The following is a 15,148-nucleotide window of genomic DNA, read 5'->3' as shown; positions in this document are numbered from 1 at the left end:
TGCACCTACTGTTCGCCGGCAAGCCGACTCCTACCGAGGGCAGCGCCGAACCTGTAGGAGCCGGCTTGCCGGCGAACAGCAGTCACAGCAAGAGTCAAGTTTGCTTCCATAGGAGATGGAATGAGCGCCAACGATGCGAGCAAGGAGCACACCGCCGCCAGCAACCCGGTGTCCGAGGTACTGCGGCCAATTCGCGGGCGGTTGATCGTCGCCGGCACCCTGGCGGCGATCGGCACGATGCTCACCCTGGTGCCCCTGGCCGGGGTCGCCCATATCGGCCAGCTGGCGCTGGGCCAGGGTGACAGCGTCGCGCCCTGGGCGCAGATCCAGGCCAGCGTCTGGCAAGTGCTGGGCCTCAGCCTGGGCGCCCTGTTCGTCGGCATGATCCTGATCTCCCTGGGCGAGACCCTCGCCCACCTGGCCGACAACCGGATCACCCGCCACTTGCGCCTGGCCATCACTCAGCGCCTGGCCAAGGTGCCGCTGGGCTGGTTCACCAACCGCGCCTCGGGCGAGGTCAAGCAAGCCATGCAGGACGACGTGAACACCCTGCACAGCCTCACCGCGCACTACTACACCACCCTCGGCCGCACCTGGGGCGCGGTGGTGGCCACGGTGCTGTACCTGTTCGCCATGGACTGGCGCATGGCGATTGTCTCGCTGCTGCCGTTCCCGCTGTTCTTCCTGTTCGTGTCCAGGGCCACCAAGGCCAGCGGCGCCAACATGCAAGCGTTCGGCGCGCACATGGGGCGCATCAACAACGCGGTGGTCGAGTTCGTCAACGGCATCCCGGTGGTCAAGGCTTTCGGTATCGAGGGCAAGGCCCATGGCAGCTACCGCGAGGCGGTCGATGGTTTCGCTGCCGCCTTCACCGACTTCACCCGGCCACTGGTCAGCGCCATGGCCAATGCCCATGCGCTGGTCACGCCGGTGGCGGTGCTGGGCGTTGTGCTGGCCTTCGGCACCCTCTTCACGTACCTGGGCTGGATTCGCCCGGTGGACATCCTGCCGTTCGCCCTGGTGGCACCGGGCATGTGCGCGCCATTGCTGCTGATGAGCTACATCACCCACGACCTGCATGCCGCCACCAGCGCGGCGCAACGGGTGGACGGCCTGCTGCGCACGCCGCTGCTGGAAGCCCCGGCGCACAACGGCCGGACGCTGGCGAAGGACGCCGAGATCCGCTTCGAACACCTGGGCTACAGCTATGACGGTGCCACCCCGGTGCTCGATGACATCAACATCACCCTTGAGCCCGGCACTGTCACGGCCATCGTCGGCGCGTCCGGCGCCGGCAAGTCGACCCTGGCGCGCCTGCTGCTGCGCTTCTTCGACCCCACCTACGGGCGCATCACCCTGGGCGGTGTCGACCTGCGCCAGCTCGACACCGCCCAGCTGTACCGGCATATCGGCTTCGTCCTGCAGGAGGTGCGCCTGATCCATGCCAGCCTGCGCGACAACATCGCCCTGGGCCGGCCCTCGGCCAGCCAGGAAGAGATCGAGCAGGCGGCGCGCACCGCCAATATCCACCAACGCATCCTCGCCCTACCCCGCGGCTATGACTCGGTGGTCGGCGAGGACGTGCAGCTCTCCGGCGGCGAACTGCAACGAGTGAGCATCGCCCGCGCAGTGCTGCTCGACCCTGCTGTGCTCGTGCTGGACGAAGCCACTGCCGCCGCCGACGCCGAGAACGAGGTGCAGATCCAGCAGGCACTGTCGCGTTTCGCCCGCCAGCGCACCCTGCTGGTCATCGCCCACCGCCTGGACACGGTGATGCACGCCGACCAGATCATCGTGCTCGACAACGGCCGCATCCTCGAACAGGGCGACCACGCGCAGTTGCTCGCACGCAACGGCCACTACGCCCGGCTGTGGGCGTTGGGCGGCTACCAACAGGCCAAGGAACAGGAGCAGGCGCCATGCTGAAGACCCTGATCGAACTGCTCGGCGATGACGCCCCGGTGCTGCATCGCTATCTCGTCAAGGCGCTGGTCTACGGACTGCTGTGCGGGTTGACCATCCTCAGCGTGCTGCCGGTACTCGGCCATTTGCTGGCAGGCGACCTGCCGGGTGCCACGCGCTGGCTGGGCGCGCTGCTGGTCGCTTCGCTGGTGTGCTGGGCGCTGCGCCGTGTGGTCGAAAAGGCCGGCATCCGCGTCGGCGTTGCCGTGCTCCAGGGTGGCCGGCATCGCCTCGGCGACCACGTCGCGCAGTTGCCGGTGGGCTGGTTCGACGCCCACAACACCGCGCGCCTGAACCATGTCACCGCGCAGGGCATGATGACCGTGGCGCAATTGCCGGCCCACGTCTTCACCCCGTTGATCACCGGTGTGATCACGCCGTTCGTGGTGGTGGTGGCGCTGTTGGTCCTGAACCTGCAGGTGGGCCTGATCGCCCTGATCACCCTGCCCCTGCTGTTCGGCCTGTTCGCGCTCACCGCGCGCCTTGGCCAACGCGCCGACGAACGCTTTCACGCCGACACCGCACAGACCAGCCAGCGCATGGTCGAGTTCGCCCAGGCCCAGTCGGTGCTGCGCGCCTTCAATGGCGCCGACGGCGGCACACGTTTTCTCGAACAGGCCATCGCCCGCCAGCAGCAGTCGGCCAAGCGCCTGATCCATGTTTCGGCAATGTCGGTGGTGTTCAACACCTGGACCGTGCAGGCCGCGTTCGCCGCCCTGGTGGTCGGCTGCATGGCGTGGCTGGGCGAGCTGTGGGGCGCCGGCCTGCCGGCCAGCGCGTTGATTCCGGTGGTCCTGGCGCTGTTGCTGGTCAGCCGCTTCATCGACCCGCTGCTGGAAGTGGCCAGCTACAGCGAGGTGCTGCGCGGCGCGCGCAGCCAGCTGGGGGTGCTGCGCGAGCTGTTCGCGGTCAAGCCGTTGCCACAGGCGCAGCAGCCGACCGCGCCAGGCCATGCCGGGGTTGAGCTGGACGGGGTGAGCTTCCGCTACGCCGACGGCCAGCCTGAGGTGCTGCGCCAGGTCAGCTTGACGATCGCCCCAGGCAGCATGACGGCGCTGGTCGGTGCCTCAGGCTCCGGCAAGACCACCCTGGTGCGGCTGATCGCGCGCTTCTTCGATGTCACCCAGGGCAGCCTCAAGGTCGGCGGCGTGGACGTGCGGCAAATGTCCGCCGGGCAACTGGCGGCGCAGATCAGCCAGATCTTCCAGGACGCCTACCTGTTCCAGGGCAGCATCGCCGACAACATCCGCATCGGCAAAGCCGACGCCACCGACGCCGAGGTGCTGGAGGCCGCGCGCGCGGCGGGCGTGCTGGAGATCATCGAACGCTTGCCGCAGGGCCTGGACACCCCGGTCGGCGAAGGCGGCGCTCGGCTGTCCGGCGGTGAGCGCCAGCGTATCTCCATCGCCCGGGCGCTGATCAAGGACGCGCCGATCCTGCTGGTGGACGAAGCCACCGCGGCACTGGATGTGGAAAACCAGGCGGCGATCACCGAGACGCTGGCACGCCTGCGCGGCAAACGTACGCTGATCGTGATCGCCCACCAGTTGTCGACCGTGGCCATGGCCGACCACATCGTGGTGCTCGACAACGGCCGCATCGCCGAGCAAGGCACACCCGCGCATCTGAGCGAAACACCCGGCCTGTATGCGCACTTCCTGGCCCAGCGCCGCGTGGCCAAGGGCTGGCGCATCGCCGCGCAGCCGGTCAGCGAGGGCACTGCTTGAAGCGCATTGCCTCTCTTGTCCTGCTGTTCGTGGTGCTGTGCGGCCTGTCGCTGATGGTCGGGGTCAAGCAGGTGGCCTGGAGCGACCTGCTGAACGTCTCCGAGGATGCCTGGCTGACCTTGACCGCCAGCCGCCTGCCGCGCCTGGCCGCCCTGGTGCTGACCGGGGTGGGGCTGGCGGTGTGCGGGGTGATCCTGCAGCAGATCGTGCGCAACCGCTTCGTCGAGCCGGGCACCTCCGGCGGCCTGGACGCGGCCAAGCTGGGCATCCTGGTGGCCCTGACCACCCTGCCGGCCGCCGGCACCTTCACCAAGATGAGCGTCGCCCTGGTGTTCTGCTTTGCCTGCAGCCTGCTGTACGTGGCGATCATCCGCCGCATCCGCTTCAAGAACACCGTGCTGGTGCCGGTGATCGGCCTGATGTACGGCAGCGTGCTCAGCGCCATCGCCGAGTTCTACGCTTTCCAGCACAACGTCCTGCAGAGCATGCAGGGCTGGCTGCTGGGGGACTTCTCCAAAGTCGTCCAGGGCAACTACGAAATCATCTACCTGATCCTGCCCATCGTGGCGCTGGCCTACCTGTTCGCCCAGCGCTTCACCGTGCTGGGCATGGGTGAAGGCATGGCCAGCAGCCTGGGCCTGAACTATGCCGCCAACACCGCGCTGGGCTTGCTGCTGGTGGCGCTGACGGTGTCGGCCACGGTGATCACCGTGGGCGCGATTCCCTTCGTCGGGCTGGTGATCCCCAACCTGGTGGCGATCTATTACGGCGAGAACCTGCAACGCACCCTGCCCATCGTCGCCCTGTGCGGCGCCTCGCTGCTGCTGGCCTGCGACATCGTCGGGCGCCTGCTGATCTACCCCTTCGAAGTGCCCATCGGCATGACCGCCGGCAGCGTGGGCGGCGTGTTGTTCCTCGTCCTGCTGATGAGGAGCAAGCCATGAGCGACGCACTGATCCGCCGTGGCCTGTGGCTGCTGGTGCTGGCCCTGGCGCTCGGTTTCCTGCTGCTGGGCTCCGGTTTCGACTTTGCCTGGGTGATCCCTCGGCGTCTCACCCGCCTGGCAGCCATGGGCGTTGCCGGGGTCTGCGTGGCCTATGCCTCGGTGGTGTTCCAGACGCTCACCGGCAACCGCATCCTGACCCCCGCGGTGATGGGCTACGAGGCCATCTACCTGCTGTTCCAGGCACTGCTGATCCTGTTCCTCGGCACCCAGAGCCTGGTGCTGCTGGGGCGCGGCGGCAACATGGCGCTGTCGATCCTGCTGATGCTGCTGTACTCCTGGCTGATCCACCGCTGGCTGTTCCGCGACGGGCGCAACAACGTCTACCTGCTGCTGTTGCTGGGGCTGGTGCTGAGCATGGTGATCACCACCTTCACCCAGTTCATCCAGCTGAAGATCAGCCCCGGCGAGTTCTCCATCTTCCAGGGCTTCAACTACGCCTCGTTCAACAAGGCCCAGCCGGCGCAGGTGATGGCGGCGGCCGCGCTGGTGGCGGCCGTGGGCCTGGTTGCCTGGCGTACCCTGCCGGTGCTCGATGTGCTGGCGCTGGGGCGTGACCAGGCGATCTCCCTCGGGGTCGACCATCAGCGCAGCGTGCGCCTGCAACTGGCGCTGATCGCGCTCCTGGTGGCGCTGTCCACCAGCCTGGTCGGGCCGACCGCGTTCATGGGCGTGTTCGTCGCCAACATCACCTACACCCTGGCCCGCACCCACCGCCACCGGGTCACGCTGCCGATGGCAAGCGCCATCGCCATCGCCCTGTTCATCGTCGCCCAGTACCTGGTCGAGCAGCTGTTCAACTACAACACCTCCGTCAGCATCCTGATCAACCTGGTCTGTGGCGTGTACTTCCTCGCGCTGATGGTTCGCACACGAGGCACCGCATGATCTCCCTCAGCCATGTCCACAAATCCTATGGCGACAAGCCGGTGCTGCGCGATGTCAGCGTACGGTTTCCCCAGGGCAAGGTGACCTCGTTGATCGGCCCCAACGGCGCCGGCAAGACCACCCTGCTGATGCTGATCGCACGCTTGCAGACGGCCACCCGCGGTGAGCTGAGCATCGGCGGGCGCGATATCGCGTCGATTGCCATCCGCGACTACGCCAAGCGCGTGGCCACGCTGCGCCAGGCCCCGGATTTCAACCTGCGCCTGACCGTCGAGGAACTGGTGGCCTTCGGTCGCTTCCCCTACAGCCGCGGCAACCTCACCGCCGAAGACCGCCAGGCCATCGACGAGGCCATCGCCTTCCTGTCGCTGGAGGCGCTGCGCCAGTCCTACATCGACGAGCTCAGTGGCGGCCAACGGCAGATGGCATTCCTGGCCATGACCATCGCCCAGCAGACCGACTACCTGCTGCTGGACGAACCGCTGAACAACCTCGACATGAAGCATGCCGTGCTGATCATGCGCGCCCTGCGCCGGCTGTGCGACGAACAGGAGCGCACGGTGATCCTGGTGGTCCACGACATCAATTTCGCCGCCAACTACTCCGACCATATCGTCGCCATGAAGCGTGGCGCCGTGCACTGCCAGGGCCCGGTGGCCGAGGTGGTCAGCGAGCAGCGCCTGGCCGAACTGTTCGACCTGGACTTCGAGATCCTGCGCAGCGAGCGGGGTTTCGTCTGCAACTACTTCAATCCATCGCCATCAAGGGAACTGATATGACCAACGCCCGCGGAAAACGGATCACCGCCACCCTGCTCGCCTTCGCCATCGCCACGGCGCTGCAGGGTTGCGACAAACCCACGGCGCAAGCGCCCGCACCAGCGCAAGCCGCGGCAGCGCCCTACCAGCCGGTGAGCATCGAACACCCGTTGGGCACCACGGTGATCGACAAGCTGCCCCAGCGCGTGGTCGCGTTCGACATGAGCGAGCTGGACAGCCTCGACCAGCTGGGCGCGCCGGTGGCCGGCATCGCCAAGGACTACGTGGCCAGCTTCCTGAGCAAGTACCGCGACGACCCGGCCGTGGCCGACGTCGGCACCACCATCCAGCCCAACCTCGAACGCCTGCACGCGCTCAAGCCCGACCTGATCCTGATCTCGCCCTTGCAGGCGCAGAACTACACCGAGCTGAGCCAGATCGCGCCGACGGTGTACGACGACGTCGACCTCAACAACAAGCATGGCAACTTCATCGACGCCGCCAAGCAGCACCTCACCACCCTGGGGCGCATTTTCGGCAAAGAGGCGCTGGCCGAGCAGAAAGTGGCGCAGATGGACGCCAAGGTCGAACAGACCCGCAAGGTGACCGAAGGGCGGCCTGAGAAAGCCCTGATCGTGCTGCATAACAATGGCGCCTTCACCTCCTATGGCGTGAAGTCGCGCTATGGCTTCGTGTTCGACACCCTGGGGGTGAAACCGGCCAGCACCGATATCGAGGCCGGCCTGCACGGCCAGCCGATTTCCAACGAGTTCATCCAGCAGGCCGACCCCGACATTCTCTATGTCATCGACCGCACCGCAGTGATGGAGCGCCGCCCGGCGCTCGACCTGCAGACCCTGGACAACCCCCTGTTGCGCAGGACCAAGGCCTGGAACAACGGCCGGGTGGTCTTCGTCGACGCGCAGACCTGGTACCTGTGCACCGCCAGCGTGACTTGCCTGGACCGCATGGCGGACGAAGTGATGCAGGGCTACCGAGGCTGAGCCCCCCCGTGTAGGAGCCGGCTTGCCGGCGAACACCGGCCACGCCGGTGCCATTCACCGCGTTGCCTGGTTCGCCGGCAAGCCGGCTCCTACAGGGAATGCGCGGCCCACGGCGGTGCAATAAATAAAAATGATTATCATTGAGGTATTCACGCTTTGGTTCGGAAACCCTAGTGAATGCCTTCACTACCCTCCGAATCGAAAGGAAGCCAGCATGTCGGAACGTTGTACTTCACGACGCCTCAACCTTGTCGCGCCCCAGTTTTCCCTGAACCGCACCTGCATGGCCGTACACATGGCCCTGCTGCTGGGCATCTCGGGCGCCGCAGTGGCAGCCGAACCCGGCAAGCCCGACGACCAGACTGCGCAGCCGCAAAGCCTGGAGCTGGACGAAACGCGCATCGAAAGCAACACCGACGGCGCCGGCAACCTGCCGCCGGTCTACGCGGGCGGCCAGGTCGCCACGGGCGGGCGTGTCGGCCTGCTGGGCAATAAAGACTTCATGGAGACCCCGTTCAGCACCGTCAGCTACACCGACACCTACATCCAGGACCGCCAGGCCAAGGACATCACCGACGTGATCGCCGCCACCGACCCGTCGGTGTTCAGCAACGGCCTGAAGGGCACCTTCAGCGAGAACTATTCGATCCGCGGCTTCCAGACCAGCGTCAGCGACATGACCGTCGACGGCCTGTTCGGCATGGCGCCCTACTACCGCGCCTCGCCCGAGATGTACGAGCGCATCGAGGTGCTCAAGGGCCCGTCGGCGCTGCTCAACGGCATGCCCCCCGGCGGCTCGGTGGGCGGTATCGTCAACCTGATCCCCAAGCGCGCCGGCGACACGCCGCTGACCCGCCTGACCGCCACCTACGAGTCCGACGCCCAGTTCGGTGGCCATGTCGACGTCGGCCGGCGCTTCGGTGAAGGCAACCAGTTCGGCGTGCGCTTCAACGGCGTGTACCGCGACGGCGACACCAGCACCGAAGACCAGTCCAAGCGCAACGTGCTGTCGTCCCTGGCCCTGGACTGGCGCGGCGAACGCGCCAAGCTGTCGGTCGACCTGTTCGACGCCGAGGATCATATCCGCGGCCAGAACCGCGGCCTGGGCCTGGCTCCCGGCGTGGCGGTGCCCAAGCCACCGAAGTCCGACACCCTGCTCAACCCCGACTGGGCCTATGTCCAGACCAAGGACAAGGGCGTGATCCTGCGTGGCGAGTATGAGCTGACCGACCAGCTGCTGGCCTATGGCGCCATCGGCACCAGCAAGACCGACTACAAGTACAGCGGCGCCATGGTCGCCACGGTGATCAACAACGCCGGCGACCTCAGCACCTCCATGGGCCAGCTGAAGATGGAGATCGAGAAGACCTCCGCCGAGGTGGGCCTGCGCGGCCACTTCGACACGTTTGGCATCAACCATCAATGGTCGGTGAACGCGACCGAGTACAGCGACAAGCAGAAGGACTACGGGCGTCGCTCTGTACCAGGCGGCAACTGGGTGACCAACATCTACCACCCGGTATGGGGGCCGAAGGCGCCGCAGGCCTTCCCACAGATCAGCCACACCGAGAACGACCTGAAGAGCTACGGCATCGCCGACACGATGTCGGTGTTCGACGGCCGCCTGCAACTGACCGCCGGCGTGCGTCGTCAGGAAGTGGTCACCGACACCTACAACGTTGCCACCGGCGCACGCAACAAGCCCGGCTACGACACCCACGCCACCACCCCGGCCGGCGCGATCCTGTTCAAGGTGACCGACGAGCTGTCGCTTTACGCCAACTACATCGAGGGCTTGAGCAAGGGCACCATCGCACCGGTGACCGCCGCCAACGCCGGCCAGGTGTTCGCGCCGTTCAAGTCCAAGCAGAAGGAAGTCGGCCTGAAGCTGGACCTGGGTACCTTCAGCCACACCCTGGCGCTGTACGAGATCAAGCGCCCGAACAGCTACACCGACCCGGCCACCAACGTCTATTCGTTCGGCGGCGAGCAACGCAACCGCGGCGTCGAGTGGACCTTCTTCGGCGCCCCGCTGCCGGATGTCCGCCTGATGGGCGGCGTGGCCTATGTCGACCCCGAGGTGACCAAGACCGCGGGCGGTGTCAACGAGGGCAAGACCGCCACCGCTTTCCCCAAGCTGCAGGGCAAGCTGGGCATGGAGTGGGACACTCCGGCAGTGGAAGGGTTGACCTTGACGGGTAACGTGACGTCGCTGTCCAAGCAGTACATCAGTGCCGACAACAGCCAGTCGATCCCCGGCTACACGATCTTCGACGTCGGCGCCCGCTATGCCATGCAGATTGCCAGCAAGCCGGTGACCTTCCGCGCCAACATCTCCAACCTCACCGACAAGGACTACTGGGGCGTGCCGCTGACCGCCAGCCTGGGGCTGGGGGCTCCGCGCACCTACGAGTTGTCCGCCACCGTGGACTTCTGAAGCGCCATCCCCACGGCGCGCCTGAGGCGCGCCGACTTTGTCACCTGCCACTTCCTACCCTACGCTTTCCCCAGAGCAGTACCGATCATCGCCTGACGAGGTGACGTCCATGCGTATAACCGTGTGGCTGGTTCTGTGGCTGGTCTTCAGCACCTGCGCACAGGGCGCCGAGGACGATTATCCGAAGTACTTTAATGCGCGCGGCCTGCCCGAGCCGAAGATCCAGTACCTGGGTGTAGGCGGCTGGCTCATCCACTGGCGGGGCGAAGGCGTGATGCTCGCGCCCTCGTTCAGCAACCCGTCAGGGCTGTCCAAGGGGCTCCCGCCCGTGCGGGTCGTAGCCGACAAGGCTCGTATTGACCACTACATGCAGCGACTTGCGACGCAGGATGTCACCCTGCTGCTGGTCGGCCACGGTCACTACGATCACCTGCTGGATGTGCCATGGATCATGCGCAAGTACGCGCCCAAGGCGATCGTCTATGGCTCGGACACCGTCGTGCACATGCTCCACGCCATGAAGGACCCCACGCGCGTGGAGGATGCGCACTGGACCTGGGTGGACCCGAACCGGGTGAAGAGTGCCAGAGGCTACATGGCAACCGTTCCAGGGTGTGATGGCCGACAAGCGCCCGCCTGGCCCGGCTACTGGATCACCTCGCAAGGCGGGCATATCAGGGCCATGCCGATCCAGAGCATGCATGCGCCGCATGTGCTGAATTACACCGTAGGTCACGGGCACTACTACCAGGACCTGAGCGAAGTCCCCACTACCCTGTCCGGCTGGAAACAGGGCCAGTCGATGGCCTGGTTGATCGACTTGCTGGATGAGGCGGGCGAGCCGGAGTACCGCATTCATTTCCAGGACAGCGCCGCCCCCGCGCCCTGCGGCATCCTGCCCATCTGGCCAGATGACCAAACAGTCGATGTCGAGCTCCTTAGCGTGGGCTCGTGGCGCAAGGCAGCGGGCTACCCTGACCGTCTGTTGCAGGCATATACGCCGCGGGTGGTGGTGTTGGGTCACTGGGAAAACTTCTTCGGATACGACCTCGATCATGCCCCTCCACTGAACACTAAGGCCGTCATCGAGATGCAGAGGCACGTGATTGAGCTGGCTGCCAAACAGACACCTGCGGCACAGGTATACCTGCCCAGACCTTTCGCGCAGATCGCCCTGCCACCCGTGAAAAAACAAGCGCAGGCGGATCAATGATCTGGCGCTGTTCATTTGGTGGGTTTCATCGAAAGCAGAGGAAATCGCATGAAAGGAAACTCCAGGCGCCTTCCGACGCCTCGGTGGCAATAAGCGCCACTCTGCCATCGGCAAGTCAGTCGCCCGCTCGCTGCCCCAGGGCAACCGAATGCTCTCAAGGGAATGAACCATGAACGAACAAAACGCGACCAAGCATGCACCACAGTCACAGGTCCCGCTTGCTGTGCCACCCAACCTTTCGAGCGACCTCATCGCCGAGCGACGAGACCGACTCTTCGAAGAAAAGGCCGAAGTGGCAGTGACCGGCCAGCTTCCCTGCGACAACAGCGACGTATGGGGCCTGGCGCTCTCCGGCGGGGGTATCCGCAGTGCGACTTTCAGCCTCGGCCTGTTGCGCGGGCTCGCCAGACAGAAGCTGCTCAGCCGCTTCGACCTACTCTCGACCGTTTCCGGCGGTGGCTATGTCGGCTGCATGCTCGGCCGGCTCTATGACCGAATCCGTCCTGGCCAGCAGCCTCCCGACGCCGCCAGCACGGCGAACGGCACGCCACCACTGGCCGTCGCCGATCAGGTGGAAGACGCCATGGCCCAAGCCCAAAGCCGATGGTTCGGCTGGTGGCTGCGCGCCAATGGCCGTTACCTGGCCCCCGCCGGCTTCGCGGACCGACTGTTCGCCATCACCCTCTACCTGCGTAACCTGCTGGCCTTGCACTTCGAATTCGGCCTGCTCGCGGTGCTGGCGGGTGGCATGCTGACCGCCCTGGACCTTGGGGTGTGGCAGAGTCTCGCGGCCATAGGGTACCAATGGGACTCGCCCTTGCTGTTCAATGGCCTGATGCTCCTCGAACCCTGGCTTCCAACCGCCTGGCTCCTGCTCGTGCTGGTGGTGCCGGTCGCGCTGCACCTCGTGCTGACCTACTGGGATACCCAATGGGTCGCCAGGCACTTTGCAAGGTGCTGTGTCGGCAAGGTCGTCATGTCCCTTGTGCTGGTCGCCGCCGCCCTATTGCTACGGAACATGGCGCAGGTATCCGCTGCCGACCAGGACTCGGCGAGCCTGGCCCGGCTCCTGCCTGGCATCGCGCTGCTGGTCGTCCTGCTCCTGGCTTCGTCCGCACTTCATGTACGGCTCAGTTGGGTTCGTCGGACGGCGACGAAAGACCAGCGAACCAACGGCAGCGAGTCTGCGAAGGATACCCTGTCGGATATACGCAATCGCCTGACACTGCAGCTGTGGGCATGCCTGAGCATCGGCCTGCTCATCCTCGCACTGGGCATTGCCGAACGGCTGGCCTGGTTGTTGGCATTTCAGACTCATTCGTTCGAGACCCTTGACCTGGGCATCACATTGGCGATCGCTTCGGGTATCGCCCAGGCACTGATGCTCAGCCTGCGTGCAAGCAAGGGCCGCCAGCAACGGCAAGCCGCGCCCCCCAGCCGCCTTGTGCCGCTGCTGCTGCAACTGGTCGGCTACCTGCTGGCCGCAGCACTGTTCGTCTGGTGGGTGTCCCTGGTCCTGAAAGTCGCCTTCACGCCCGTGTTTCCGGAGTTCGTGAAATCGGACGGCGCCCCGGCCGAGGTCATCCAGCCTCAGTTCGGCGCGGGATGGCTGACACTTTTGTGCATCGTGGTTCCTCCGGCACTGTATGTCGCGATCACCGGGTCGAACCTGGGTTTTCTCAATCTTTCTTCCCTGCATACGTTCTACAAGGCACGGCTGGTACGCAGCTACCTGGGGGCAACCAACCCTGCACGTTTCAGCGGCAGCGGTGCCGCCTCGGCCTTGGCTCGGATCGAACCAAACGAACTCACCACCAGCGAGGTCAGTAATGTCGGCAAGGTCGCGCCTGGCGATGATGTCTCCCTTGCAGCCTACCAGCCGCACCAGGCTGGCGGCCCTGTCCACATCATCAGCACCTGTGTCAACCAGACAGCAGACCCCAAGGGCAGGCTGTTCAATCGTGACCGAAAAGGCTTGATCCTGAGCGTGCGCGCCGGCGGCGGCTCACGTTTGAGCCAGGAGGGTTGGCGAAGCGACACCCTCGGAATCGGTGAACTCAGCCTGGGTGGTTGGATGGCAATTTCCGGTGCCGCGGCCGCGCCGGGCCTCGGCGCCCGCACGCAACGTGGGTTGGCGGCGCTGCTGACTCTGGCCGGTATACGGCTGGGTTACTGGCTTTCCTGGGATGAGCGTGGAGGGCCGATGGTCGAAAGCCGCTCCTGGATACGACGGAGGCTAGCGGGAAGCCTCAGCAAATCGACGGCGCTGCGCAACGAACTGTCCGCAAGTTTCGGGGCAGGCCCCAGGGACGACTGGTTCGTTACCGACGGCGGACACTTCGAGAACACCGGAGTCTATCCGCTGCTGCTGGAGCGGGCCAGCGTGATCGTACTGGCCGACTGCGGCGCAGACCCCGGCTACTCTTTCGAGGACGTCGAGAACCTGGTGCGCAAGGCACGCATCGACATGAACATCACCATCACTTTCCGCCAACCACGCGACCCTGGGCTGTTCTCACCGGCTACTGCCGATGACCCGGAGTGTGACTGGTGTGAAGCCATCGGGTACTTCGGCACCCTGCAGGACCTGGCCAAGGATGACAACGAAAGCTGCCTCGCACTCGCCACCATCGTCTATCCGGATGCGCCACCGGCGATCCTCATCGTGGTCAAGCCCAACATCTGCCGGTCGGTTTCGATGGATGTGGCTAACTATAAGCGCCAGTGCCCACTGTTCCCCCAGGAGCCCACCAGCGATCAATTTTTCAGCGAGCGCCAGTGGGAATCTTATTTCGCGCTGGGCAGCGAACTAGGTGGGTACCTGAGTCGCCGAATGATCGACCAGCTCAGGACGCACCTGGAAGTGCTGTTCGACCTGGAGGACGACAACGCCCCCTCGCTGCCAGCCTCGGCGAACTCAGGCGCGACCGCCAAACGGTCCTCCGAGCGCACCTCGAGAAGTGTCTGGGGGCGCCAGGTTGGGCCAGTCGGCGCGACCGTAGGCGCAGGCGTGGCCCTCTCACTGGCCGTTGCAGCCTGGCAATCCTTCGATGTGTATCGCACGACCCAAAAGACCAGAAAGATGGACGACCGTGCAGCCCTGGTGGAGATTTCGAAACTGTGGGAGAAATTACCACCCGCAACCTCCACGGGTGACCTTGCAGGCGCGGCGAACCGATTGGCAGTTGCCCTGCTGCGTGCAGGCGACACCTATTGCATGAAAGGTGACGCAGGCTGGCTCATGAAGTCCGAGTTCGGCAGACGCGTGATCGCCGATGGCGTGCAGGCGTGCGCGGCTCTCAAAGGTGGAATGGGGTCAGCCTGCCAAGTGATGGTCGAGGCTCGATCCGGCCTGAAGTCATTGGATGCTGGATCGTGCCTATTGAGGGCTGCGCCGCCTTCGAAGGCAATCTACTGGGGGTACGACTACAGCGCAGCCGGCACTTGGAAGACGTTGCACCCCTGTTCCACGCAACGTAGCGTGTTGGTCGAGCAGTACAGCAATTTCGAGCAGCTCTACGAGATCAGTGTAAAAGACGCCCGTTCACCGGATGAATTGGCTGGCGTGCAGGTCGGTTGCCGTCCAGTGACATCGGCAGATGTGGCACAGGCCGGCAGCAAAGCCGTGGTCGTACCGACCACACCTGCTGTCATTACCCCTCCCGTTCAGCCCGATACGTCCGCCACCAGCTCCGAACAACCACCTTTGCCTCCCCGAGAAGCAAGCACGGCCTGCAAGGGCAGCACGATCTACATGCAGATCTATGGCCCCCAAATGCGCAACCAGGTTCGCACTTTCAGGAGCTTGTGGCACGATCAGTGGCAGGCCAGCGTGCCACCGATCGAAGACGTCGTCGCAACCGCGTTCCGTGCGGCACGTCCAGCGCCCAGGGAAGTGTCCAGGACGACGGTGCGCTACCACGACACGACAGGGTTCGACTGCGCACGCCTTATCGTGGAAACGGTGAACGCCACCGTGGAGGGCGCCGATTGGGAACTCCAACCCCTCTCCCCCACGCTCAATGGCGCCAAAGGCGTGATCGAAGTCTGGTTCAGCAGGACCGACAAAGTCCCCGGGCAATGGCAGCCGTGATGCAAGGTGGCAAGACACAGCGGCCGCCGGTCACGTGAAGGAATCTTCATGTTCGGCGCAGGC

General features: G+C 65.1%; 9 protein-coding genes. All 9 read left to right on the top strand.

The window, feature by feature from the left end; genetic code table 11:
• Positions 1–120: 120 nt before the first annotated feature.
• The 9 genes from PSEEN_RS11630 to PSEEN_RS11590 all read left to right on the top strand — a co-directional run bounded on the left by PSEEN_RS11630 (position 121) and on the right by PSEEN_RS11590 (position 15,085).
• Positions 121–1,926, top strand: coding sequence for an ABC transporter ATP-binding protein (locus PSEEN_RS11630; RefSeq protein WP_011533702.1), 1,806 nt, complete (start codon positions 121–123; stop codon positions 1,924–1,926).
• On the top strand, positions 1,920–3,689 hold the full coding sequence (locus PSEEN_RS11625) for an ABC transporter ATP-binding protein (RefSeq protein WP_044488032.1): 1,770 nt from the start codon (positions 1,920–1,922) through the stop codon (positions 3,687–3,689). Before PSEEN_RS11630 ends, PSEEN_RS11625 begins: the two co-directional genes overlap by 7 nt.
• Positions 3,686–4,633, top strand: coding sequence for an ABC transporter permease (locus PSEEN_RS11620; RefSeq protein WP_193383915.1), 948 nt, complete (start codon positions 3,686–3,688; stop codon positions 4,631–4,633). The genes PSEEN_RS11625 and PSEEN_RS11620 overlap by 4 nt, the downstream gene beginning before the upstream one ends.
• The gene (locus PSEEN_RS11615) at positions 4,630–5,580 is read left to right on the top strand and encodes an iron chelate uptake ABC transporter family permease subunit (protein WP_011533699.1); all 951 of its coding nucleotides are present in this window, start codon (positions 4,630–4,632) and stop codon (positions 5,578–5,580) included. Before PSEEN_RS11620 ends, PSEEN_RS11615 begins: the two co-directional genes overlap by 4 nt.
• On the top strand, positions 5,577–6,359 hold the full coding sequence (locus PSEEN_RS11610) for an iron ABC transporter ATP-binding protein (protein ID WP_011533698.1): 783 nt from the start codon (positions 5,577–5,579) through the stop codon (positions 6,357–6,359). Before PSEEN_RS11615 ends, PSEEN_RS11610 begins: the two co-directional genes overlap by 4 nt.
• Positions 6,356–7,342 (top strand): siderophore ABC transporter substrate-binding protein, encoded by a 987-nt coding sequence (locus tag PSEEN_RS11605; protein WP_011533697.1) that lies wholly within the window; start codon positions 6,356–6,358, stop codon positions 7,340–7,342. The genes PSEEN_RS11610 and PSEEN_RS11605 overlap by 4 nt, the downstream gene beginning before the upstream one ends.
• A 214-nt stretch (positions 7,343–7,556) precedes the next feature.
• Positions 7,557–9,779, top strand: coding sequence for a TonB-dependent receptor (locus PSEEN_RS11600; RefSeq protein ID WP_011533696.1), 2,223 nt, complete (start codon positions 7,557–7,559; stop codon positions 9,777–9,779).
• Positions 9,780–9,888: 109 nt separating this feature from the next.
• The gene (locus tag PSEEN_RS11595) at positions 9,889–10,992 is read left to right on the top strand and encodes an MBL fold metallo-hydrolase (RefSeq protein WP_011533695.1); all 1,104 of its coding nucleotides are present in this window, start codon (positions 9,889–9,891) and stop codon (positions 10,990–10,992) included.
• A gap of 169 nt (positions 10,993–11,161) precedes the next feature.
• Positions 11,162–15,085 carry a patatin-like phospholipase family protein gene (locus PSEEN_RS11590; protein WP_011533694.1) on the top strand — a complete coding sequence of 1,308 codons (3,924 nt, stop codon included), beginning with the start codon at positions 11,162–11,164 and terminating at the stop codon, positions 15,083–15,085.
• Positions 15,086–15,148: the final 63 nt, after the last annotated feature.

The organism is Pseudomonas entomophila L48 (assembly GCF_000026105.1).
Lineage (GTDB): Bacteria > Pseudomonadota > Gammaproteobacteria > Pseudomonadales > Pseudomonadaceae > Aquipseudomonas > Aquipseudomonas entomophila.
This window is presented reverse-complemented; position numbering and strand designations above follow the sequence as displayed.

Excerpts from the sequence above, each read along its gene's own strand:
- PSEEN_RS11630 (WP_011533702.1), top strand. The coding sequence starts at position 121 with ATGAGCGCCAACGATGCGAGCAAGGAGCACACCGCCGCCAGCAACCCG.
- PSEEN_RS11625 (WP_044488032.1), top strand. The coding sequence starts at position 1,920 with ATGCTGAAGACCCTGATCGAACTGCTCGGCGATGACGCCCCGGTGCTG.
- PSEEN_RS11615 (WP_011533699.1), top strand. The coding sequence starts at position 4,630 with ATGAGCGACGCACTGATCCGCCGTGGCCTGTGGCTGCTGGTGCTGGCC.
- PSEEN_RS11610 (WP_011533698.1), top strand. The coding sequence starts at position 5,577 with ATGATCTCCCTCAGCCATGTCCACAAATCCTATGGCGACAAGCCGGTG.
- PSEEN_RS11605 (WP_011533697.1), top strand. The coding sequence starts at position 6,356 with ATGACCAACGCCCGCGGAAAACGGATCACCGCCACCCTGCTCGCCTTC.
- PSEEN_RS11600 (WP_011533696.1), top strand. The coding sequence starts at position 7,557 with ATGTCGGAACGTTGTACTTCACGACGCCTCAACCTTGTCGCGCCCCAG.
- PSEEN_RS11595 (WP_011533695.1), top strand. The coding sequence starts at position 9,889 with ATGCGTATAACCGTGTGGCTGGTTCTGTGGCTGGTCTTCAGCACCTGC.
- PSEEN_RS11590 (WP_011533694.1), top strand. The coding sequence starts at position 11,162 with ATGAACGAACAAAACGCGACCAAGCATGCACCACAGTCACAGGTCCCG.